We start from the raw sequence: 21,493 nt of genomic DNA, 5'->3' as shown, positions 1-21,493 counted from the left end.
CTTTCATATTTCCAAAATTAGTTCAATCGCTTAATTATACCAATAGAATATAAAGCTTTCAATATCCCCGACCAAAAGAGTGCAGAACATCTTTTTGGTTGAATTGTTGGAAAGTAGCGTGCCCGCAGCTTGCGCTGCGAAATTCGGGGTGAGCTCGCTGTGGGCGCTGTTTTGAGCCAATCCGCAAAGGACGCGGCTTGTCTCAAAATCAGGCCTTGTCCTAAGCGGCAGAGCCGCCAAGGACAATTTCACGGCGATCTCACCCCGAATTTCTCCGCTCCAGCCGCTCAACGTTTTAACAGCCGTTTGAGCACTCACGCCGACCGGCAAGCTATGGTCAATTGATGAGGATCCACGCAATTGACGACCGTGGTTAGTGGTTACAAACTTCAAATTAGTAACACCAGTGAAGCCTATCTGATGAACTGAGGCAAGTTCTTGATGAATCAGCTGAATTGGTTGGGTTCCAACTAAGGATTGTTGAGGAAACTGGTAAAGATTTCCAGCCAGAATTTAATTAAATAAGTGAGATGTGCTGTTAGACTACCGAAATATCCCGACCAAATAATCCACATCAGTTGGTATTGCCGTACCACCACAAAAGCGGGCAATTGTTTGAGCGCTCGCTTGCAATAGCACTTCGTCAAATCCTTCGCCTCGATTGCAGATAAGCTCAATTCTGCCTAGCAACCGGGTCGGGCCATGCGGCTCAGCAGTAGAATTATTCTTGGCGGCTTTGCCGCTTGGAATAAGGCTCAAAACGACGCCCACTGAGTTCCAGCCGCACAAATGGACCGACCCGATTGCGTCCCCGCCTCGATTGCAGATAGGCTCAATTTTGACCAGCAACCGGCTGGGACTGCGCGGCTCTATCCAGAGTGAGAGCCGACCTGCATTGCTTCTGAGCATTAGCCTAGCAACTATTTTGGAGGCTGGTTTGTGCCTCCGGAATAGTTGCGTAGCTAAGCGGAAGAAGCTAGGTCGGCGAACACGTTTCAGTGGTGAAATTGTCCTTGGCGGCTTTGCCGCTTAGGACAAGGCCTGATTTTGAGACAAGCCGCGCACTTTGCGGATTGGCTCAAAACAGCGCCCACCACGTTCCAGTCCGCAACAGCAGTCCCAGCCGGTTGCGCTCACGCGCAACACCCCACCACACCTGCAATCAAGCGAATATCCAAGAACAGGAGCTAAACTTTTGCCATCGATCCAACCGATTGCCCACGCCTCTATTTTTTCTCGGTCGGTTCGGTGATCGCGGCTTCGGACTTGGCCTGGCGCCGTAAGCGATAAATATCCAGTAAGTATTTGACGATTGTTTTGCTGACAGCATAAACCGGGATGCACAGCACCACGCCGATGAAACCAAACATATTGCCGGCGACCAGGATCAAAACAATGATCGTCAATGGATGAATCTGCAGGGTGCGCCCGATCACGTGGGGATAGAGCAAGTTGCCGTCGACCTGTTGGACAATGATCACCACAATGGCGACGAGGATCGCTTTGGGAAAGGACACGGTCAGCGCGACCAGAATCGCGGGGAAAACGCCCAGCCAAGGTCCGATATAAGGCACAATGTTCATGATTCCCGCAACGACGCCGAGCAGTAACGCGTAGGGCATGCCAATGATCAGGTAGCCAATAAAGGTCAAAGTTCCGACAAAAAGCATATCTAGGAATTGCCCCGCGAAATAGGTAGAGATGGTTTCGTTCATTTTGCGCAACAATTCAGCGACCTCACCCCGAAACCGCTCAGGGAAGAAACGTTGGATATTGGGGATCAGCTTGTGGCCATCCTTCAATAGATAGTAAAGAATCACTGGCACGGTCAAGGCGCTGACCGCAAAGCCACTGATTGAGGTGACCACACTCCCCACATTGCCGAAGTTCGCGGTCACAAATTTGGTGATTCTCGTGTAAAGTTGGCTAGGTTGCAAGCTGCTATCACTTAGCATTTGACTGATGTTATATTTCTGCGCCCAATCACTACTCAGAAAATCCTGAAACGAATTTTGAATAGATCCAGCCAGGGAGGGCAGGTTTTTGATAATGGTCGTCATTTGACTGGTCAATTTCGGAATCACCGCCGCGATGCTTAAGAAAAGCAGGCCAAACAGGAGAATGAAGGCGATCAAAATCCCCCAACCGCGCTTGACGTGCCACTTTTCCAGCAAATTGATCAACGGGTTCAATAAATAAAATAAGAACCCGGCGAACAGGAACGGGCCAAAGAGCGTGGCCGCAAAAGTCTGGATCGGGCCGAAAACGAAGCTGATCTGGTTTAACACCAATATCAAGGTGGCGAGCACCAATAATTGCACGCTGATCAAGAGTAGCTTGGAATTTTTTAATTTTGTATACATGAACTTCTCCATAATCCTCATTAGCGGATGACAATTGCTAACAATCGGGTATAATAATAGCAGAATAGTTAGGTGGTCAAGCATGGCACTCATCATTAAACAAGCACAGGGAACAACAACTCAATTATATCAGGACGCCCTAGGAATACGCAAAGAAGTTTTTGTCGTGGAGCAGCATGTGCCCCTGGCTATCGAGGTCGACGCCAATGACGCTCGCGCCGTGAATTATGTCGGCTATTGGGCGGGCCAACCCGTCGCCACCGCTCGCGTTGTGGTGGAACCCGATGGTGGATGGCACATTCAGCGCGTGGCCACAATCAAAAGCGCCCGCCATCATGGCTACGGTGAAGCTGTTTTGACAGAGATCGCGGCTGCGGCCCAAGCGCAACAGGTGCCTTACTTGATTTTAGCGGCGCAACTTTCGGCGCAAGGTTTCTATGAACGCTTAGGTTATCAAGCGACGGCCCGGCCGATTTTTCTGGACGCCAATATCAAACATCAGGAAATGAAACAGACACTGACCCAACAGAACCAATGAAGGTGGAGGAAAAATCATGTCTCGTTCCAAACTAAATATTACTTATTTATTTCTCTTTATGATTCCCTATTTGATCGCGATCTTGCTAGTCGCCAGTGCCTACAACGCTTTGGTGCTGCATTGGTCCAACTGGTGGCGGCTGTGTGTCGGCGGAATTGTTGGCGCGACTTTCCTGTCCGCGCTAAAGCTTACGATCCAACGCCCGCTGAATCTGCTGGTGTTGCAAGACGCCAAATCTCTGGTCGCTCTCTTTGGGCGTTTCTTCCTGGTTCGCGGCAATAAGCGCCTGGTGTTGTTCAACTTCGGCCTAGACTTTCTGTTGACCATCCTCGGTGTTTTCGTGATTCGGACTTGGTTTGCCCAAAGTCTGGTGATGTGGGGCTTGATTGGTTGGCTGATTGTCGCGATGTTCATTTCCACCGCCGTTGGCTCTTACGTGGCCTATGATGTGTTGAGTATCGATCCCGACCAACACTAACTGCCAGCGCTGGGTGAAATCGGTGCCTTATTTTTTCCAAAAATCACGTCAAAAAAGGTTCAGTTGATGACTCATCGACTGAACCTTTTGCATTATTCCCGTTTAAAAAAACTTAGTCCAGATCATCCTCCAACGCTTCGATCTCGGGACTGTCGTAAATGCGGTAGTATTGACTTTGCGGCGCGTCCAGACTGGTCGTAAAGGTCAACTGTTCCAAAAAGTATGGCAACTCCGCGTGACCCAAACTCTCAGGCAACTTGATTTGAGCCTGGTCCGCCGCCGCATAAACCTGATTAAGCTTATAACTAGCCGGCACTTGTGGCAAGAATTGAGGATCCGCCTGAACCAAATCGACAGCGGGCCCCGCTGGAACTTGATAACGATGCCAACCTGCTGGCGTGGCCACTTGATCTGGGACCGCGACCCCCGTCCAATATTGATAGCCATCCGGTGAGAAAATCAAGAGTCCCACCCGGTTACTGGCGCCTTGGCTGGCAAGCAATTGCTGATCTAAGGCCGCCAACGCTGGCTCGTCCTCGAAGTCCTGCCACACATTATAGAAACTCCCATTGGCGCTGATGTCATGAGCCAACGCGACTTGCCCAACAAGTGTGAGCGCTGATTTCGCTGTGATTTCCATGATTGATTCCTCCACATATCCGTAAAATTGTTCAAGCTACAAAACTTAGTCTGGCCGTCAACCGCCGCACCAGACTTAAAAATTTTGACCGCCAAACTTGGTTGCTTAGGCAGCCTTACTGGTCCCTGTTTGGTAATTGATTTGATAATTCGCCTGCACATTGAAAATGTAAATATTAAACGCGATCTGACCATCCTCGATCGAACGGCCCATCATGTGGATGCCGCGAGCGACCAGTTCCGACCCCACAAAGATCGGCGTCACCTGATAGCGCACATGGTGACCCGTTTCTTTAAGATAATCCGCCACGGCATTTTCATAATAGGTCATCGCCGGATCGTTCAACGAGCGAGTCCCGGTCATTAAATTCTTCGGATTGTTATTTTCCCCAGTCAGTTGATAGCCGATCAAGTGGCAACGATTGTAGAGGTAATCGCTGTGGCCATTGATGGTGATTTTACGATTGTGCCAACCGCTGGGCTGAATATACAGCCGCTCCCGCTTGGTCGTTGGCATCAAACTTTGCTGCAACATGGCGTTGGCCACCCCCACCCGGTTGAACTGGTCAAGATTCGTGAAGCTTTGCCACGCACCGCGACTCAGACTCAACTCGCTTGAAGAAAATGTCGGCCGATTCTGGTTGACCGCAATGATCTGCTTCCCGCTAAAAGCCAACCCACTGAGTTGATTGGCCTGAACGATCTGCTGACTGGCCTTTTGTGAACCCGAGCTGGTCGGCGCCTCCGCTTCGACTTGGCTATTGGTCAGCGCTTGCGAACTCCCGCTAGCCTGATTGGATGAACTAACCTGACTGGTTGGCGTGTTATCGCCGCCTGACCGACTTAGAAACTTGCTAGGATCTTGCGCCAACCAGACCAAACCGGCAATGATCAGCACCGCGATCAGCGAAGTTAATTTTGTTTTTGTTTGTTTTCGGCGTCGTCTTTTCGCCATTGAACTCTTCTCCCCTTTTGTTGACACGACTTCCCACACACACCCTCGGAGCAGCGCGGCCCGGATGCTAAAAGCCTTGCTGGACTGATGCTCAAGCACTACCCGGGGTGGTTCGCACTCTCTTTTTAAACGTGCTCACCACCCCAGTGCTTTCCGCTTAGCTACGTCACTGTTCCGGGAGCTAAGACCAGCTCCCAAAACAGTGACTAGGCTAATGCTCAGAAGCTACCCGGGTCGCTCCGCACTCTTTAAAATAAAAAGGCGTGAAACAATCGCTTGTCCCAGCCTTTTTGGACTATATCACGCGCGATGCTCAAGCACGGCGATGTAACAATTCCTGATAACGACGGTACCACAGATCCACATAAGCCTGGGAGAATGGGCCCTTGCCTTGGTTGATCCAATCGACCAAAACCTTGGTGCTTTCCTTTAAGATATGATCGATCTCCGGCGAATAGTGCCACTGCGCACTGTGGGCCTTGTATTCATCCACATCTAACAACCGCTTCTCACCATCTGGAAAAACCTTCACATCCAGATCATAATCTATATACTTCAAGGCCTGCCGATCCAGTGTGTACGGTGTCGCCAAATTACAGTAATAGGCCACGCCGTTGTCACGGATCATCGCAATGACATTAAACCAGTAATGTTTATGAAAAAAAACGATTGCCGGTTCGCGTGTGACCCAATGGCGGCCATCGTCTTCTGTCACTAAGGTATGGTCATTACAACCGATCAGTGAATTGTCACTTGTCTTCAGCACCATTGTTTCTTTCCAGGTCCGATGCAAACTGCCATCATGCTTGTAACTTTGGATAGCGATATAGTCCCCTTCCTTGGGAACCTGCATATTTACCCTACTTTCCCGGTGCAAAAAATTTATTCCAGTTTATTATAACAAAGAACCGAGCAAGATAAAAGCAGAGTGCGGAACACAACGGGTTGACTTTGAGCATTAGCTAGGTTGATGAACTCTTTTCAATGATGTCCGCAGCTTGCGCTGCGAAATTCGGGGTGAGCTCGCTGTGGGCGTCACTTTGAGCTTTCCGGAAGGGCGCAGAAAATCTCAAAGCTGAGCCTTGGTCTAAGTGGCATAGCCACTAAGACCAATTTCACGGCGATCTCACCCCGAATTTCTCCGCTCCAGCCGCTCAACGTTTTAACAGCCGTTTGAACACTCACGCCGACTGGCAAGCTGTTGCCAATTGATGGGGAACCACGCAATTGACGGCCGTTGCTAGTGGTCATCAGCTTCAAATTGGTGACACCAGTGCAGTTTGTTTGATGAACTCGAGCAGAATCTTGACGAATCAACTGAATAGATCGGTTTTCCACTCGTGGATTGTTAAAAAAACGAGTGGAGATGTTCAGCCTACGCAAAGTATACCGGTCTCCTAATCCAAATCCGTTGGCCTTGCCGTACCACTCAAAAAGGGCGATTGTTTGACCGCTTACTTGCAAATGCACTTCGTCAAATACGCAACTTCGATTGCAGATAGGCTCAATTCTGCCTAGCAACCGCCTCAGGACGTGTGGCTCAGCGGTGAGATTATTCTTAGCGATTTATCGCTTAGAATAAGGCCTGATTTTGAGACAAGCCGCGGTCTTTGCGGATTGGCTCAAAACAGTGCCCACCGCGTTCCAGCCACGACAAACGTCCTGAGGCGGTTGCGTCTCCACACAAACCCTACCACACCTGCAATCAAGCTAAGCTTCAAGAATAGAACTTCAAGTTCAAGATCAGTTCAACCGCCAACTAATCCAACTCGTCAAGATGCTCGTCCAGCCACCCGTTAATCTGATCAAAGTTGAAACCTTTACGCATCAACGCCTGCTTAAACTTCTGCAATTGCTTGCGTTCCGTTAGCGGACGATAATGACGGGCGGCCTTTTGCGCGGCCAGGGTCAACGCTGAATCTTCCTCCTCGGCATCTAACTCAAAATCCAGATCCGCCCAGAAAAGTTGCAGATCATCGCCACGATAGCCCTTTGTTTGTAACGCCTGCCGGACCTTCTGCTGGCGCGCGTAGCCTGACAAATTATGTTGGCGTTGCCAAACTTGCTGGGCCAGTTTGGTCCCATTTTCAATCAAGGTCGCCTGATCATATTCCAATAATGCGTCTTCCAATTGATTTTGATCGCGAATGCCCCGCCGCTTCAGTTCTTGCGCTAGCACGGTGGGGCCTTTCAAGGAAAGGCGCATATTCGTGCGAATATAAGCGCGGGCGTATTCACCGTCGTCCATGTAACCTTGCTTTTGTAGCCGGGCAATCACATCCGCGGCCGTGTCCGCGGAAACCTCATGATCACGGAGATAATCGGTCATTTCTTTGACCGTGCGTAATTGGTAACTTAAATAACTCAAAGCTAACTGGTAAGCTTGCGTATCCGCGTCGGCCCGCTTCAGCTCATCTTGGGCGGCCTCGTCCAGGACAATGCCCTTGCGCAAACCGTATTTGATCAGCACTTCTTCGCTGACGGGGAAGGCATATTGCTCATCGAGGAAAATATTATAGCGTCCCGGTCGTTTCTGGGCGCTGATTTTGGTGATCGTGGCCATTTCACTCATCTCCAATCGCTTTCACTGGCGAAATCAATTATACTAATGGTAGTCACTTTCGTTATTATAACATGCAAGTTTAAGAATTGAGGCCTACGATGGAATCAGAAAATTCAGCAACAAATGTCACAATTGGTCAGCGCTTCCCGATTACGGCGCGAAAAATTGGTATCAACGGCGAGGGCATCGGCTACTATCACCACAAAGTTGTCTTTGTGCCCGGGTTATTACCTCACGAAGTCGCCGTTTGCCAAGTCAACAAAGTCACGGATCGTTATATCAACGCCCAGATCCACCGACTGCGTCAAACTTCCGCCGCGCGAGTGACGGGTGACAATCCCGCCGCCAAATTGGCTGGACTGGTGGGCGGTCTGGAATTCGCGCACATTCGTTATCCGCAACAACTGCTTTTTAAAGATGACCTGATTCGCCAAGCTCTGGCTAAATTCAAACCCCGCGGCTATGAAAAATATCCATTCGCCGCGCCGATCGGGATGACGGATCCTTGGCACTATCGCAATAAGGCCCAATTTCCGATTCGCCAGACCGCGACTGGCCAATTGATTGCTGGTCTCTACCGACCAAATACGCAAGAATTGGTCGATCTCCCGGAAATGCCGACCCAAAGTCCGTTAAGTCTGACCGTCTGCCGCAAATTATTACCGATTTTACAACGACTGGCGCTGCCGATTTACGACCCAGAACAGAACTCCGGCATCATCAAAGGCGTGGCCGTCCGCGATTCCCACTTGCACAACCAGGCCCAGTTGACCCTAATCACCAATTCGAAAAAACTACCGCAAAAGCAAGCCTTGATTGCGGCGATCCAACAGGAAATCCCCGAAGTCGTGAGCATCAACCAAAACTTCAATCCCACGAAAGATGGTTTATTTTGGGGCGACGAGACTTGGTTACTGGCTGGTGAACCCTACTTAGAAGAACAAGTTGGTGACTTGCGCTTCTTACTGTCACCCCGCGCCTTTTTACAGTTAAACTTGACGCAAACGGAGAAAATGTACCAATTGGTCGCCGAATTATTAGCCTTAACCAAGCAAGACACGCTGTTGGACGCGTACGCAGGCGTGGGCACGATCGGTCTTAGTCTCGCCCATGCCGTCAAAAACGTGGTCGGTATCGAAGAGATTCCCGAGGCCGTCCTAGACGCTGAACAGAATTGCCAGCACAACGGCATCACCAACGCCCGCTATTTAACCGGTAAGGTAGAAACGATTTGGCCTGAGCTAACCGCCCAAGGCCAACATTTCACCGCTTTGGTCGTTGATCCGCCGCGGACCGGTTTAGCGCCGAGCCTGCTGGAAACAATTTTGACGCAGGAACCAGAGAAATTCGTTTATGTTTCCTGTAACGAATCGACCTTGGCACGAGATTTGGTGGAACTGACGAAGAAATATCGGGTCGCCCATATCCAAATGATCGACCTCTTCCCGCAAACCGCCCGCGTTGAAACGGTTGTCAAACTGGTCCGCCGCGCTGACGCGAAAAAGCAGCGCCGCTAAGTCACCCCATCTCATCCCGTGACTTCTTAGGCAACGTGGAGTTTTGTAACCCATGCGATGACAACCTAGTCGCAAGCTAAATCCTACCGCCAGCGACTAGGTTGTCATCGCTAATAATGCTATAATTTATTCGAGCGCTTTATAAACGTTACTTTAGGAGGTTAAAATAATGCAAACAACAGTGACACGTGGTGAAATCAAGCAACGAGCGAAGGCGCGGATGAAGGGTCATTTTCGTGAGGCCTTCGCCTTGAACAGCTTACCGATCATTTTAGGGATTGTCGCTCTCGTCATCGCGATCATAGTGAGCGCCCTAGCGATTGCTGCGACCATTAATAATCCCCAGTTAGCTGCTCCCTCTGATTTGGACGCCCAGACTTCAGTCGCTGAGATGATGGCAAGCAATCAAGCCTCATACGGCGCTGGGCTAATCAGTAGTATCCTGGGCGCGCTACTTAGCGCCGGCATCTCCGTTAGTTCGCTACGCTGGTTGCGCCAAGACGCTGACACCCGCTTGGAACGGCCCTTCGCCCAACAATTTGTTGGCTTCTCGGAGTTTTTCGTCCCTTTTATTGTTTTATTCATGTTGACCTCAATCATCATTGACTTAGGTCTCATCGCTTTCGTTATCCCCGGTATTATCCTCCAGCTTGCCTACACGCCAATTTACCTGCTGTACGCCGATGATGGACAACACAATGGCTTCTTCCAGATGATTGGCCATTCCTGGCGCTTTATGCGCGGACACAAGCTGGACTGGTTCATCTTTGAATTAAGCTTCATTCCTTGGTATATCGGAGTTGGCTTGACCGCAGGCTTGTTGGGAATCTACTTCATGCCCTATCACAATTTGGCGGTTGCCGCTTTCTACGACGCGATCCGCCAAGAAGAACTCGCCAAAAACGAGCTCAGTAACACTGATTCTCGGCTCTAAAACCACTCGCTTTAGAATTCAGAAAGGAGCTCTTTGAAATGGCAACAATTTTGACCCGTGCGGAAACCAAACAAGTTGCAAGAGCACGGTTTCGGGAGAATCGCCGCGATGTCCTCGCGCTGAATAGTGTGGCGATCATTCTCAATTTTTTAGGCAGCTGGAGTCTGAATATGGGTACCTACCAACGCATCTATCAGCTATCCGGTAACAAAACAAGCTGGATATTCGAGTCGTCAAATATCTTCAACATCGGCTTCAATCTCCACCTCGCCCGCAACGTTAATATTTCCTTCTCCTACGCCAGTTTGATTGGTAATCTATTTTCAACGCTGATTACCGCCGGGATTACCATCGTCTGCTTGCGGTGGTTGCGCCAGCCTAAGGACACCCCGTTGACCAACCCTTTTAAGCAACAATTCATCGTTTTCACCGCCGCCCTCTTCGTTCCGAGCTTCATCCTCTACTTCCTCAGCCAATTTGCCTCCCTGATCGGCCTGGTACTGTTGATCATCCCTGGCATCATGCTGACCCTGGCTTTTCAACCGATCTACCTGCTCTATAGCGACATTGGCGCCGATGACGGCTATTTCACCTTCCTTAAGACTTGCTGGACCTTTATGAAAGGCCACAAATGGGACTGGTTCGTCTTCGAATTAAGCTTCTTGTTATGGGATCTTGGCGTTGCTTTGACCGGTGGCTTACTGACCATTTATCTGGTACCTTACCACAACCTGGCCATGTCCGGTTTCTACGAATCGATCCGCTTACAAAATAACGAGCTCGCCACTAACGCCAATTAATTTAGCGACCATCATAAACTGGAGGTTCTTCAGATGCACATTTACTTCGCCAATGGCCTGTTCTCACAGGCAGATTTCCGCTTCAACGCGGAACTAGCCGCACGGATCCGCACGGCTTATCCCCAACTGACCATCTATCTCCCCCAAGAAAACGCCGCGATCAACGACAAACAAGCCTACGCCGATTCCAAAATGATCGCTCGCGCCGACACAGAGGAGGTTTTGAAGAGTGATCTGATGATCGCCGTCTTGGATGGACCGGTCATTGACGCCGGCGTCGCCAGTGAGATCGGCGTCGCCTACGCCAAAGAAATCCCGATCCTCGGCCTTTATACCGATTCTCGCCAACAAGGCGCCGACAACCAACAAAAACTAACGGCGCTCCAAACCATCGCCGAGAATCAATTTCATTATCTCAATCTTTATACCACCGGTTTGATCAAGTTGAACGGCGCCATTTACAGTAACGAAACCGACTTGATCAAGGCGATCGCGACTTATCAATAAAGTCCACCGAACTACCACTGAGCTTTGATCTGGATTTAAAGTGATTGCCCTCACTCAAGACGTGTATCGTCTTGGCTGAGGGCGTTTTTTTGCACACAAAAATGACCCAGTCGACTGATCAAGTTCGACTAGGTCATCTTGTTAAGTAAAGAGGCTACAGATGCATCATCTCTAACGTTCTTAATATTTAACACCTCATGCTATTCAATTGTCACAAGAATCAGATTCGTTACGCACTACTTCTAAACGCTATCTGTGTTCCGTATCAAAAATGATTAACGGCTAATTGTTCTCGCGATCAAATTGATCCTTGTTGTAACGTGCTGTCCGAAGTAATTTCAGACATCCACCTCCATGATATGATTGATAACTAGAATTCTGCTTTTCACTCAGCTTTTCTAGTCCTTTAGCTACAAACTCAATTCTGACGCAATTACCATATCACTTGTTTCGTTAGTTTGATATTGAGTCTGGTAAAACTTGGTTCGGTGCTTGAAACATTATTGCTTAGTACCATGTTGCAATTGCTTGTACTTGGTCCATAGTTCAAGATCTATGTTACTAAATACTGCTCCTGCTTGAAACTTGGCTCAACTTTGGCCTTTCGTTGAGCATCGCTTGACTAATGATCATTAGTTCCAAATCTGCCAGTATGATAATCCTATCGGTGACTGGCTGGCACCTGTTCCTCTTTACATTCTTATATTAACACGCTTTGTAAACGGTTGCAAGGCTTTTGCTAAATTTGTTTTCGAAAAATTGAAAGCGTTTTCTAAATCCTTGCTACATCGCCTTTTGTCCTAAATTCTCTCCCGCTGACAGGGTTGTTTTGGCGCTTGGCAGCCGTTCAATCCCAGCGTAAGTCCGAAGCCGCGCCTGCCCAGCGCATCCGTTAAGCCACGCTCAGGCCAGATGTGGCCAGCGATCTTTTCCTGAATCAAAAAAGGCCGCCGCATCACGGCCGCCTCAACGGAGCAAATCAATGAGTAACGGGTGTCTGCAGCTGCCCATTGCTGGCATAGGCCAACAAATTCGCTAAAGAATCCTGAACCATATTTTCCACCGCGACATTGGTGTGGTAGGCGATGTGCGGCGTCACTAGTACATTGGGTAACGCGAGCAATTCCCGGTAAAGCGCGTCGATGATCGGTCGTTGTTGCTGAACAGCCGGCTCGATCTGATCTTCCCGTTCGAAGGTATCGATCGCCGCGCCGCCTAAAGCGCCCTTTTTCAAAGCGGCGATCAAGGCTGGCGTATCAATCAAATTGCCGCGAGCTGTGTTGATCACCAAGGCCTCTGCTGGCAATAACGCCAAATTGGTGGCGTTCAAGAGGTGATGATTCGCCGGCACCCCAGGAACATGGAGCGTTACTAGATTACTTTCCGCTAATAAGCTGGGCAGATCAGGCATCAGCCGGAGCCAAGTTGGCTCGGCGCCATGATAATACGCGTCATATGCCAAGACCCGCGCCCCCATCTGGTGAAACAGTTTCGCGGTCAACTGACCGATATGGCCGAAGCCAACCACGCCAACGGTTTGCCGACTCAATTCGCGTCCGGTCAAGCCCCTGGCCGTCAAAAGTTGATCAGCGGCCACCAGCGTCGTCACTTCCGGCAAACGTCGCAGTAATTGGAGGGCCAAGGCGACCACGTATTCCGCGATTCCCGCTGGTGAGTAGCTAGGCACGTTGCTGATTTGAATCCCAGCCTGGGCCGCGGCGGGAAAATCAATGTTATCCGTGCCCACATTACGGATCGCCAAAACCGGTATTTGCAAACGGGCCATTTTTTCAAACAGGGCGGCATCATATTGTCCGGTCTGAAAGGCGCTGATGCCTAAGCTGCCGGCTGCCAGATCCACGTTCGCTGCGGTCAGCCAGTCAGGCAACAGCTGCAAGGTCACGTCAGGATGAGTGGCCTGCCACTTTTCGAAAATGCGCCGTTCTTCTGTGCTGACACCATAGGCCGTGATTTTCATTGAATTGTTCCTCCATTATTCTGATAAAGTCGTTGGTGACCGGCAATCCCGGCCAACCGAAACGGGGTCTGGCGCGATTGTTGCGGAGTCGTCAAGTCACTGCCATCCGTTGGTAATTGCGCGTTAAATAATTGTTCGTATTCGGCCATGGTCAAGCGTTGGCGCGTCGCTAATTGCTGTAACACAGTGGCGCCCGTGGGCAACACCTCTTCGTAACCGGCCACCAACAGCCCACTGAAGAACTCCGCCACCGCGCCGGAGCCGTAACTATAAAGGCCGATCCGCGCGCCAGCAGGTAGGTGGCCAAACAATAACAACGAATACAAACTCAAGTACAACGAACCGGTATACAAATTGCCCACGCGCCGATTGAGTTTCGTCGCCTGTTGGAATAAGGCCAAGTAATCCGCCTGTTGGGCGGCGCTGGCGGTCTCCGTCAGTTGGCGTAACCCTTTTAATCCCAACTTGGTAAAGGGGATGTGGAAAATGACCGCCGCCAGATCCGTCAGGTCGCGCTGCGTTTTGGTCTGATAATCCGCCCAGGTCAAAGCGAGGAAGCGCAAATATTGTTCCGTTGAGAAACGTCCATCGGCCAAGGCCTCTTGGCGATAATTCGGCCGCCAAAAGTCCATCACTTCTTCGCTATGATAGGCGCTGGGCTGTTCCAACGCCAAGATCCGCGGTTGCCGCGTCACTAACAATGCAATGGCGCCGGCGCCTTGCGTGACCTCGCCAGCCGTTTCCAAGCCGTAACGCGCTTCATCGGCGCCGAGCACCAAGACGCGCTGACTGTCTGGATGGGCCGCCAAATGATCATAGGCCAATTGTAACCCGGCCGTGGCGCCATAACAGGCTTCTTTGATCTCAATAGCGCGCGCCGCCTGATTCAAGCCCAGCAACCGCTGAACATACAACGCGCTGGCCTTGGATTGGTCGACGCCGCTCTCCGTGGCGAAAATAATCAAGTCCAAACTCTGCCGTTCCGCCGGCGTCAAAATCTGCGCTGCGGCCTGTGCGGCTAAGGTGACCACATCTTGATCCTGGGGCATGACCGCCATTTCGTCCTGACCAATGCCAAGATGATACTTCGCCGGATCCACCTGCCGCGCCTGGGCCAGATCCGTTAGATCCAAATAGAATTCCGGGCTGGCAAAGCCAATTTTATCAATACCGATCGCCATTTTCAAAATTAGTGTTCCTTCTTTTGTCGTATTTGCTGTAATAAAGTTTGCGCCAAGGCCAAGTCGACCTGGCGCTGTTGATTCAACGCCGTGGTCAACGCGGCGATTTCCTTGCCTTGCGCGCCCGCTTGGATCGCCAAGTTCGCCGCCTGCAAGCGCATATGACCGGCCTGGATGCCCGTCGTCACCAAGGAGCGCAACGCCGCCAAATTGTTGGCCAACCCCACACTGGCAATGATGCTCATCAAGGTAGTCACAGTTGGTTGGCCCAAGAGCGCCAGGCTGATTTTCGCCGCAGGTAGTGAATTGATCGCGCCGCCGACCCGCCCGATCGGCAAAGGCAGGTTGACTTGCCCCTGCAAACATTGCTGCTCAGGCTGATCCACCCAAGTCGCTAAAGTTAGTTGCGCCTGTGCTTGCAATTGCGCGGTCACTGCCGCGCTGACGGCGCGCAAATCATTACCTGTGGCCAAGGTGGCGGCGAAAACGCCATTCAACACTCCTTTATTCTCGGTGCTGGCCCGATCACGGTCCGCTTGGGCGAATTGGTTGAGGTTGACGATCTGAGCCGCCACCGCCGCGCCACTTTGCGTCGCTGTCGCCAATTGGGTGTATGGCACGCGCCCTTGCACCCGCACCTGCATTCGCGCGCCGGAATTGCTTAAGATCGCCGCCAAAACCTGCTCCGAACCTTGAAGAACCTGTGCTTGTAAGTAGGCCGCCACCGCTTCGGCGATCGTATTGGCCAAGTTAGCGCCAAATGCCGCTTGGGGATCGATCCACAAATTTAGGCTGGCCCAGTCTTTTTTTTGTCGAACCAGCTGCACGTCCCGTAAGCCGCCGCCGCGACGAACAATACTGGGATGAGCCGCCGCCGCCACCGCTTGGATCTGAGCCAACGCCTGGTCCACCCGGATTTGCAAATCAGCGAAATCGGCCACCCCGGTCAAAATCACTTGGGCTTGCAGTTGATGCTGCACTTGCAAGGTCTGAAAACCGCCACCCGCGGCGATTCGTTGGGCGCCATTACTGGCTGCGGCCACCACTGAAGGTTCCTCGGTCACCAGCGGCACGAAATACGACTGACCGTCAATCAAGAAATGATTGGCCACCGCCAAAGGCAACACAAACTGGCCCAGATCATTCTCGGTGATCGCGGCCAAGACATCATCGGTTAACGCTGGCTTCGTCAACAAATAAGCCGCGCTGTCAGTGTCCAGTTGACCCTGAGCGACTAATTGCTGAATGCGTTCTGTGCGGGAAAGCTCGTAAAATTTCATTTTGCCTCCGGTCATTCACGATACAGGCGCCAGGCGATACCCTGGCCGCCGCCAATACATAAAGTCACTAGGCCATTTCGTAAGTCGCGCCGCCCCATTTCGCTCAGTAAGGTGGTGACTAACCGCGTTCCGGAAGCGGCCAAAGGATGGCCCAACGCCAAGGCGCCGCCGGTTGGATTCAACTTCGCCGCTGGAATTTGTAGCGCTGTCTGCACCGCCAAGGCCTGGGCCGCGAACGCTTCGTTCAATTCTACCACGTCGATTGCCGCCAGGGACAGTCGCGCCTGGGCCAAGACCGCCTGAACCGCGGCGATCGGGGTCGTCCCGAATTGTGGTGAAGGCGCCCCTACCTCGCTGAACTCACCTAAATAAGCCGCGATCGGCCAGTTTTGCGCCTGGGCCTCACGCTCCGTGGTTAAGAAAACCATGCTGGCGCCATCATTCAGTGGCGAGGAGTTCCCCGCCGTGATCGTCCCAGCCGGCGCAAAAGCTGCCGGCAATTGCGCCAAGGCGGCCAGCGTCGTTTGCGGGCGAATCGATTCGTCGCGCGTCACCGCTTGATCACCCACGGTCACTGGCACGATCTCCGCCTGAAAGCGACCCGCCGCAGTGGCCGCCGTCGCTTTTTCGTGGGAAAGGACCGCGTATTGATCCTGTTGCGCCCGAGTGAAGCCCTGTTCCTGAGCCATTGCTTCGACTTGCGCCCCCATCGCTTGCTCCGTTAAGGTGTCGGTCAAGCCGTCATGGAACAAACTATCGGTCAATGCGCCGGCGCGATCCACCGGTTGTCTTTTCTCCGGTCGCGCCAGCAGGAACGGCGCTTGAGACATACTTTCGATCCCGCCCACGACGATCGCGCGCGCCGCCCCGGCAGCTAAGGTTAACTGCGCGAACCGCATCGCCTTCAAACTAGAACCACAAACATCATTGACGGTGGTCGCCGTCACTTGTGGCGCCAATCCCGCCTGTTGCGCCACTAATCGGGCCGGATTCTGCCCCAACCCCGCGCTCAAAACATTTCCTAATAAAACCTGATCAACTTGCGTCGCGCCGCCGGGGACCGCCGCCAGCAACCCTTTTAAACAAGCCACGCCTAAATCAACCGCGCTTAAGGTGCGGAACTGACCACCGAATTTCCCGATCGCGGTTCGTTTCGCGGCAATGATGACTACTCGTTCCAAGCTGATTTCTCCTTTATTCTTCACTGAAAACTGTTAGACTTAACAATAACTGATAGCAAAATTTTTGTCCATGCTGACCGCCCCGTTCACAGGAAAGTTAACTAAAAAATAGCAAATTTTCAGAATCCGAGCAGCCATGGATGTTTGATTAAACAAGTTTGATTAGGAGCTGATTTCATGCTAGTGATTGATTTTTTGCAACTGAGCCAAGACTTACGACGGCAAACACCATTTTTCTACCACACGCCCACAGAGAAATGGGCGTGTCAAGCGATCACGGTCACGACCATCAATGAGCAGGACTGTCTGGTGATCAAAATGGTGGCGCGGCCGAAGTCGTTGCAACAGTGGGAACTGGCGGTGCTACTAAACAAGCCGGAATATTTGACGATGCCGCTTTATTTGGCGGTCGCGGATGAATTAGTGGCGGTTTATGGCTTTCGGATGACGCAGGGCGAAGCTTGGTTGAACTGATCCATCCTGGGGTCGAGATTACAAGTGTAGTGTGCCCGCAGCTTGCGCTGCGAAATTCGGGGTGAGCTCGCTGTGGGCGCTGTTTTGAGCCAATCCGCAAAGTGCGCGGCTTGTCTTAAAATCAGGCCTTGGTCTAAGTGGCATAGCCACTAAGACCAATTTCACGGCGATCTCACCCCGAATTTCTCCGCTCCAGCCGCTCAACGTTATAACAGCCGTTTGAGCAATTACGCCATTTTGCAAGCTATTGTCAATTGATTGGGAACCACGCAATTGACGGCCGTGGTTAGTGGTTACCAGCTTTAAATTGGTGACACCAGTACAGTCGGTCTGATGAACTGGGGCAAGTTCTCAGTGAAGCAACTGAATCGGTCGATTGCTAACTCAAACTCGCTCAGGTTAGTGAGATAAAGTTGGTGGCGCTATCCAAAATGTCCCGACCTACTAATCCGAATCTGTTGGTGTTACCGTACCATCCCCAAAATAAGGCGATTGTTTAACCTCTCGCTTGCAAATTCACTTCGTCAGATACCCAACTCCGATTGCAGATTGGCGCAATTCTGCCTAGCAACCGGCTGGGACTGCGCGGCTCAGTGGTGAAATTGTCCTTGGCGGCTTTGCCGCTTAGGACAAGGCTCGATTTGAAGACAAGCCGCGCACTTTGCGGATTGGCTTCAAACGACGCCCACCACGTTCCAGTCCGCATCAGCAGTCCCAGCCGGTTGCGCTCACGCGCAACACCCAGCACACCTGCAATCAAATGCAGGTTCAAAAAAAAGAGCCAGTCATTTCCAATCAATTCAAACGATGCCGGCTCCGCGACCATCAAAAGAAATCCGCCAACAAAAAAGCGTCCTCGTGGTGAGGACGTTTGATCGCAAAGGCTTATTTCTTAGTTTTCTTAGCGTCTTCTTGAGCCAGTTGTTGGCCTAAATCGATGATCAACTGGCGCAGATCATCCTTGATTTCAGGGTGCTTTAACCCAAATTCGATACTGGTCTTAACATAGCCAAACTTGTTGCCCACATCATAGCGTTGGCCCTTGAATTCTCGAGCGAAGACCCGCTGTGTTTTATTCATGGTGTCGATCGCGTCGGTCAGCTGGATCTCGCCACCAGCGCCAGGTTTCTGTTCCGCTAAAATATCAAAGATTTCTGGCGTCAATAAATAACGGCCAATGATGGCCAAATTACTTGGCGCCTCGGCGGTTTTAGGCTTTTCAACAAAGCGGCGAACATTGTAGAGTCCAGGAACGCTCTCGCCTTCAGGATCAATCACGCCGTATGCGGAAACTTCCTCTTTAGGCACTTGCATCACGGCCAAGGTGGAAGCGTGGGTCCGTTCGTAATCTTGGATCAGTTGTTTGGTCAAAGGCACCTTGTCTTGCATCAAGTCATCGCCGAGCATCACGACAAAAGGTTCATCCGCCACAAAGGATTTGGCTAAACGGACAGCGTCACCTAGGCCGCGGGGATGGGACTGGCGGGTGAAGTAAAGATTGACGCCCATTTCAGTTGTTTCCTGAACCAGGCGAAGTAAATCTAATTTGCCTTTTTCTTCCAAATTGTGCTCCAGCTCCGGCACGGAATCGAAATGATCTTCGATTGGTCGCTTGCCTTTACCGGTAATGATCAGAATATCCTCGATCCCAGACGCCTTCGCCTCTTCCACGATGAACTGGATCGTGGGTTTGTCAACGATCGGCAACATTTCCTTGGCCATTGCTTTGGTCGCGGGTAAGAAACGGGTCCCGAAACCAGCCGCCGGGATCACTGCTTTACGAACTTTCATCAAAAAGCCTCCTTAAGATTACCATACATACAACTAGCATACCTGAAGCGCTCTAATATACCAAGCGCTAATCGAAAACTTAGCGGTTTTTCAAGAATTGGGCCAGCCGCCCGCCGGAAGTTGTTTGCTGGGGCTCGCCATGCCAAGATTCATTAAAAATAGCGTTGATCACAGTGCCCACCATCAGCAACGTCGCGGCGAAATTCAGCCACAAGAGGCCGATGATCAAGGTCCCGATGGTGCCGTAACTGTTGAAAGAACGGCCAAAATAATGAACATACAGGGAGAAGCCTTGCGTCAAGACCAGCCAGCCGCCTGCCGTAAACAAGGTCCCAGGCAAAACAGTCCAGAATTTCAAGTGAATATTCGGCAAGAAATATTGCAGGAAAAGTAAAACGGCCAACGTCACCGTTACCACCACCGGCCATTTCCATTTGGAGAAAACCACTAGGATTTTATTGGATAGCTTAAAGGTTGGCACAAACCATTCCAAGAATGTTTGCCCAAAAGTGAACGCCCCAATGATCAACATCACCGACATCACGAAAATAAACGTCAATAGAAAAGCCAGAAACCGGCGCATGATCGCGTTTTGGATCGGCACATCACTATAAATATTCGAACTATCGATCTGATAAGCGTCATTCATACTGTTGCGGATCGCGTTGATGGCGCGACTGCCGGCCCACAAAGTCGCGATCACCCCAATCGACAACAAGCTACTGCTACTTTTGCCCAATAACGACACAACGATTGGCCGCACCAAGGGCAAAATTTGTTCAGGAAAGGCCATCTCGAGATATTCCAGGACTGTTTTCGCGTCAAGCCCCAGATATGGCAACATATTCCCAATAAAAATGATCAAAGGAAAAAAGCCCAAGAGCACGTAATACGTGATCACTTTGGCCGCGTTGGAAATATTGCTAGAAATCACCCGCGCAACAATTCGCTGAATAAAAACAAACAATTTGCGGTACCACGGTAATGCTTGATGAAATAAAGGTACCTCAGTCGTCGTTTCCACTTTCATTTTTCCCCTCCGACTGGAATTCGTACTTGAACCGCCGCTCATGACCGCCACCAAAACCACGGCCATAATCGGTGAGACTCGAACCGTTTGGCGCTAGAATCATTGACACCCCCGCGCCACGGTCGCTTGGGGCCACCAGCACGCTAACGCCACTACCGCCAATTCGGCGAACAACGATTGCCGCCAGCGCCCCGGTCGCGGCCTTAACGTCGTCGCTAAAGCCACCAGCACTAATGACTAAGTATACAAAAACGCCCGCTTCAGCGCAAACTGAGCTGAACCGGCGCGTCGCCATCCATTTCTAGGCTAATGCTCGAAGTCAAACCGTTGCGCTCCGCACTCTAGTCTTTGATGCCTCGAGCCAGGATTTCTTGAGCTAATTTCAGGTAATGGGCATCCTCTTCAGGATCCTGTGAAGTCAGAATTTGCGGACCATCTGGCGTGATCGCCAAAGTATGTTCGTATTGCGCCGACCAACTGCCGTCCGCCGTCACATAATATTCCCAAGAATCATTGGGATCATTGACTTCCTTAGCCGCGATCTGCCAAGTACCTTCATTGATCATCGGCTCGATCGTGATCGTCATTCCGTTTTTCAGTCGCAAGCCTTTTCCAGGTTCGCCATAATGAGGCACATTCGGTTGTTCGTGCATCGTTGGTTGGATGCCGTGGCCGATCAGTTCACGAACATCGCCGTATCCGTGGACATCTTCCGTGTACGTCTGGATCGCGTAACCAATATCACCCAAGCGATTGCCGGCGACGGATTCAGCGATGCCCAAGTACAAGGCCTGCTTGGTCACTTCCATCAGGTCTTTCGTCGATTGACTGACTTCACCCACCGCGTAACTCCAGCAAGAATCGCTTTCGTAGCCATCCAAATTGACCGTCATGTCGACCTTGACCAGATCCCCCTCTTTCAGGTAAAGATCCTTCCGCGGTGTCCCATGTGCGACCTCATCATTGACGTCCACACAAGTCGCGTATTTGTAGCCTTCAAAACCCTTCTCAGAAGGGTGACCACCACGACTGGTAATATATTCATCAGCAAATTTTTCAATATCATAAGCGGAAATACCTGGCTTAATGAGCTTGCGCAAGCCCAAGTGAACTCCAGCCAACAACTCGCCGGAACGCCGCATTCCTTCAATTTCACGCGCAGATTTTAATGTAATCATAAGCAGCCTCCATTCCTAAGTATTATACCGCTTGTAAAAAAGAAAGACCAGCGCGGGTCGCGGATGGCAGTGGCTTTGCTTGGTCGGCGATTTTTAGCAAATGATC

26 protein-coding genes are annotated in these 21,493 nt (G+C 51.1%); 9 read left to right on the top strand and 17 right to left on the bottom strand.

What is annotated here, in order from left to right; translation table 11 throughout:
• Positions 1-30 precede the first annotated feature (30 nt).
• A complete protein-coding gene (locus ACYVSB_RS08860) occupies positions 31-393 on the bottom strand; it encodes a hypothetical protein (RefSeq protein ID WP_461219151.1) in 363 nt (120 codons plus the stop codon).
• A 150-nt stretch (positions 394-543) separates the two neighbouring features.
• On the bottom strand, positions 544-909 hold the full coding sequence (locus tag ACYVSB_RS08855) for a hypothetical protein (RefSeq protein ID WP_125596527.1): 366 nt from the start codon (positions 907-909) through the stop codon (positions 544-546).
• A gap of 92 nt (positions 910-1,001) precedes the next feature.
• Here ACYVSB_RS08855 and ACYVSB_RS08850 point away from each other — a divergent pair, with 92 nt between their 5' ends.
• Entirely contained in the window at positions 1,002-1,283 is a 282-nt protein-coding gene (locus ACYVSB_RS08850) for a hypothetical protein (RefSeq protein WP_461219150.1), read from the top strand.
• On the opposite strand, the gene ACYVSB_RS08845 is transcribed toward ACYVSB_RS08850, so the two are convergent.
• Complete coding sequence (locus ACYVSB_RS08845; protein ID WP_461219149.1) at positions 1,227-2,363, bottom strand: AI-2E family transporter; 1,137 nt, start codon at positions 2,361-2,363, stop codon at positions 1,227-1,229. The genes ACYVSB_RS08850 and ACYVSB_RS08845 overlap by 57 nt on opposite strands.
• 82 nt (positions 2,364-2,445) lie before the next feature.
• On the opposite strand from ACYVSB_RS08845, the gene ACYVSB_RS08840 reads away from it, so the two are divergent.
• Both ACYVSB_RS08840 and ACYVSB_RS08835 read left to right on the top strand, forming a co-directional pair.
• Complete coding sequence (locus ACYVSB_RS08840) at positions 2,446-2,901, top strand: GNAT family N-acetyltransferase (protein ID WP_461219148.1); 456 nt, start codon at positions 2,446-2,448, stop codon at positions 2,899-2,901.
• Between the two features lie 16 nt (positions 2,902-2,917).
• Entirely contained in the window at positions 2,918-3,379 is a 462-nt protein-coding gene (locus ACYVSB_RS08835; RefSeq protein ID WP_461219147.1) for a hypothetical protein, read from the top strand.
• 112 nt (positions 3,380-3,491) lie between these two features.
• Here the strand turns inward: ACYVSB_RS08835 and ACYVSB_RS08830 are convergent, their stop codons facing one another.
• From ACYVSB_RS08830 to ACYVSB_RS08815, 4 genes are all read right to left on the bottom strand, one after another.
• Positions 3,492-4,019 (bottom strand): hypothetical protein, encoded by a 528-nt coding sequence (locus ACYVSB_RS08830; RefSeq protein ID WP_461219146.1) that lies wholly within the window; start codon positions 4,017-4,019, stop codon positions 3,492-3,494.
• 105 nt (positions 4,020-4,124) lie between these two features.
• Positions 4,125-4,973: a DNA/RNA non-specific endonuclease gene (locus tag ACYVSB_RS08825; RefSeq protein WP_461219145.1), complete on the bottom strand. Its 849-nt coding sequence runs from the start codon at positions 4,971-4,973 to the stop codon at positions 4,125-4,127.
• A 313-nt stretch (positions 4,974-5,286) separates the two neighbouring features.
• A complete protein-coding gene (locus ACYVSB_RS08820; RefSeq protein WP_125596548.1) occupies positions 5,287-5,826 on the bottom strand; it encodes a DUF402 domain-containing protein in 540 nt (179 codons plus the stop codon).
• Between the two features lie 182 nt (positions 5,827-6,008).
• Positions 6,009-6,290 carry a hypothetical protein gene (locus ACYVSB_RS08815; protein ID WP_461219144.1) on the bottom strand — a complete coding sequence of 94 codons (282 nt, stop codon included), beginning with the start codon at positions 6,288-6,290 and terminating at the stop codon, positions 6,009-6,011.
• 216 nt (positions 6,291-6,506) lie between these two features.
• Here ACYVSB_RS08815 and ACYVSB_RS08810 point away from each other — a divergent pair, with 216 nt between their 5' ends.
• Positions 6,507-6,773: a hypothetical protein gene (locus tag ACYVSB_RS08810; RefSeq protein WP_461219143.1), complete on the top strand. Its 267-nt coding sequence runs from the start codon at positions 6,507-6,509 to the stop codon at positions 6,771-6,773.
• On the opposite strand, the gene recX is transcribed toward ACYVSB_RS08810, so the two are convergent.
• Positions 6,733-7,536 (bottom strand): recombination regulator RecX, encoded by an 804-nt coding sequence (gene recX, locus ACYVSB_RS08805; RefSeq protein ID WP_461219142.1) that lies wholly within the window; start codon positions 7,534-7,536, stop codon positions 6,733-6,735. The two genes, ACYVSB_RS08810 and recX, sit on opposite strands and share 41 nt — an antisense overlap.
• 98 nt (positions 7,537-7,634) lie before the next feature.
• On the opposite strand from recX, the gene rlmD reads away from it, so the two are divergent.
• From rlmD to ACYVSB_RS08785, 4 genes are all read left to right on the top strand, one after another.
• Positions 7,635-9,053 (top strand): 23S rRNA (uracil(1939)-C(5))-methyltransferase RlmD, encoded by a 1,419-nt coding sequence (rlmD, locus tag ACYVSB_RS08800; RefSeq protein ID WP_461219141.1) that lies wholly within the window; start codon positions 7,635-7,637, stop codon positions 9,051-9,053.
• Positions 9,054-9,222: 169 nt separating this feature from the next.
• Entirely contained in the window at positions 9,223-9,987 is a 765-nt protein-coding gene (locus ACYVSB_RS08795) for a DUF975 family protein (RefSeq protein ID WP_461219140.1), read from the top strand.
• A gap of 38 nt (positions 9,988-10,025) precedes the next feature.
• The gene (locus ACYVSB_RS08790; RefSeq protein WP_461219139.1) at positions 10,026-10,787 is read left to right on the top strand and encodes a DUF975 family protein; all 762 of its coding nucleotides are present in this window, start codon (positions 10,026-10,028) and stop codon (positions 10,785-10,787) included.
• 33 nt (positions 10,788-10,820) lie between these two features.
• Positions 10,821-11,294, top strand: a complete 474-nt coding sequence (locus ACYVSB_RS08785; RefSeq protein ID WP_461219138.1) for a nucleoside 2-deoxyribosyltransferase — start codon at positions 10,821-10,823, stop codon at positions 11,292-11,294.
• Between the two features lie 979 nt (positions 11,295-12,273).
• On the opposite strand, the gene ACYVSB_RS08780 is transcribed toward ACYVSB_RS08785, so the two are convergent.
• Genes ACYVSB_RS08780 through ACYVSB_RS08765 form a run of 4 tightly spaced genes read right to left on the bottom strand, consistent with a single transcriptional unit; the run spans position 12,274 to position 16,914 of the window.
• Positions 12,274-13,272: an NAD(P)-dependent oxidoreductase gene (locus tag ACYVSB_RS08780; protein WP_461219137.1), complete on the bottom strand. Its 999-nt coding sequence runs from the start codon at positions 13,270-13,272 to the stop codon at positions 12,274-12,276.
• Positions 13,269-14,453 carry a hydroxymethylglutaryl-CoA synthase gene (locus tag ACYVSB_RS08775; RefSeq protein ID WP_461219177.1) on the bottom strand — a complete coding sequence of 395 codons (1,185 nt, stop codon included), beginning with the start codon at positions 14,451-14,453 and terminating at the stop codon, positions 13,269-13,271. Before ACYVSB_RS08775 ends, ACYVSB_RS08780 begins: the two co-directional genes overlap by 4 nt.
• Before the next feature lie 8 nt (positions 14,454-14,461).
• Positions 14,462-15,733 (bottom strand): hydroxymethylglutaryl-CoA reductase, degradative, encoded by a 1,272-nt coding sequence (locus ACYVSB_RS08770; RefSeq protein WP_461219136.1) that lies wholly within the window; start codon positions 15,731-15,733, stop codon positions 14,462-14,464.
• An 11-nt stretch (positions 15,734-15,744) separates the two neighbouring features.
• Positions 15,745-16,914 carry a thiolase family protein gene (locus tag ACYVSB_RS08765; protein WP_461219135.1) on the bottom strand — a complete coding sequence of 390 codons (1,170 nt, stop codon included), beginning with the start codon at positions 16,912-16,914 and terminating at the stop codon, positions 15,745-15,747.
• 177 nt (positions 16,915-17,091) lie between these two features.
• On the opposite strand from ACYVSB_RS08765, the gene ACYVSB_RS08760 reads away from it, so the two are divergent.
• Positions 17,092-17,388, top strand: a complete 297-nt coding sequence (locus tag ACYVSB_RS08760; protein WP_461219134.1) for a hypothetical protein — start codon at positions 17,092-17,094, stop codon at positions 17,386-17,388.
• An 18-nt stretch (positions 17,389-17,406) separates the two neighbouring features.
• Here ACYVSB_RS08760 and ACYVSB_RS08755 read toward each other — a convergent pair whose 3' ends face one another.
• From ACYVSB_RS08755 to map, 5 genes are all read right to left on the bottom strand, one after another.
• Positions 17,407-17,661 (bottom strand): hypothetical protein, encoded by a 255-nt coding sequence (locus tag ACYVSB_RS08755; RefSeq protein WP_461219133.1) that lies wholly within the window; start codon positions 17,659-17,661, stop codon positions 17,407-17,409.
• A 223-nt stretch (positions 17,662-17,884) separates the two neighbouring features.
• Positions 17,885-18,217 (bottom strand): hypothetical protein, encoded by a 333-nt coding sequence (locus ACYVSB_RS08750; RefSeq protein WP_461219132.1) that lies wholly within the window; start codon positions 18,215-18,217, stop codon positions 17,885-17,887.
• A gap of 56 nt (positions 18,218-18,273) precedes the next feature.
• Entirely contained in the window at positions 18,274-19,179 is a 906-nt protein-coding gene (gene galU / locus ACYVSB_RS08745) for a UTP--glucose-1-phosphate uridylyltransferase GalU (protein ID WP_461219131.1), read from the bottom strand.
• Positions 19,180-19,258: 79 nt separating this feature from the next.
• Positions 19,259-20,209, bottom strand: a complete 951-nt coding sequence (locus ACYVSB_RS08740) for a YihY/virulence factor BrkB family protein (RefSeq protein ID WP_164511054.1) — start codon at positions 20,207-20,209, stop codon at positions 19,259-19,261.
• Positions 20,210-20,550: 341 nt separating this feature from the next.
• Positions 20,551-21,387, bottom strand: coding sequence for a type I methionyl aminopeptidase (map, locus tag ACYVSB_RS08735; protein WP_125596598.1), 837 nt, complete (start codon positions 21,385-21,387; stop codon positions 20,551-20,553).
• Between the last annotated feature and the right edge of the window lie 106 nt (positions 21,388-21,493).

It is taken from the genome of Lapidilactobacillus salsurivasis (assembly GCF_054785215.1).
Note: the sequence above shows the minus strand (reverse complement) of the source record. Positions and strands in the feature narration are given on the sequence as shown.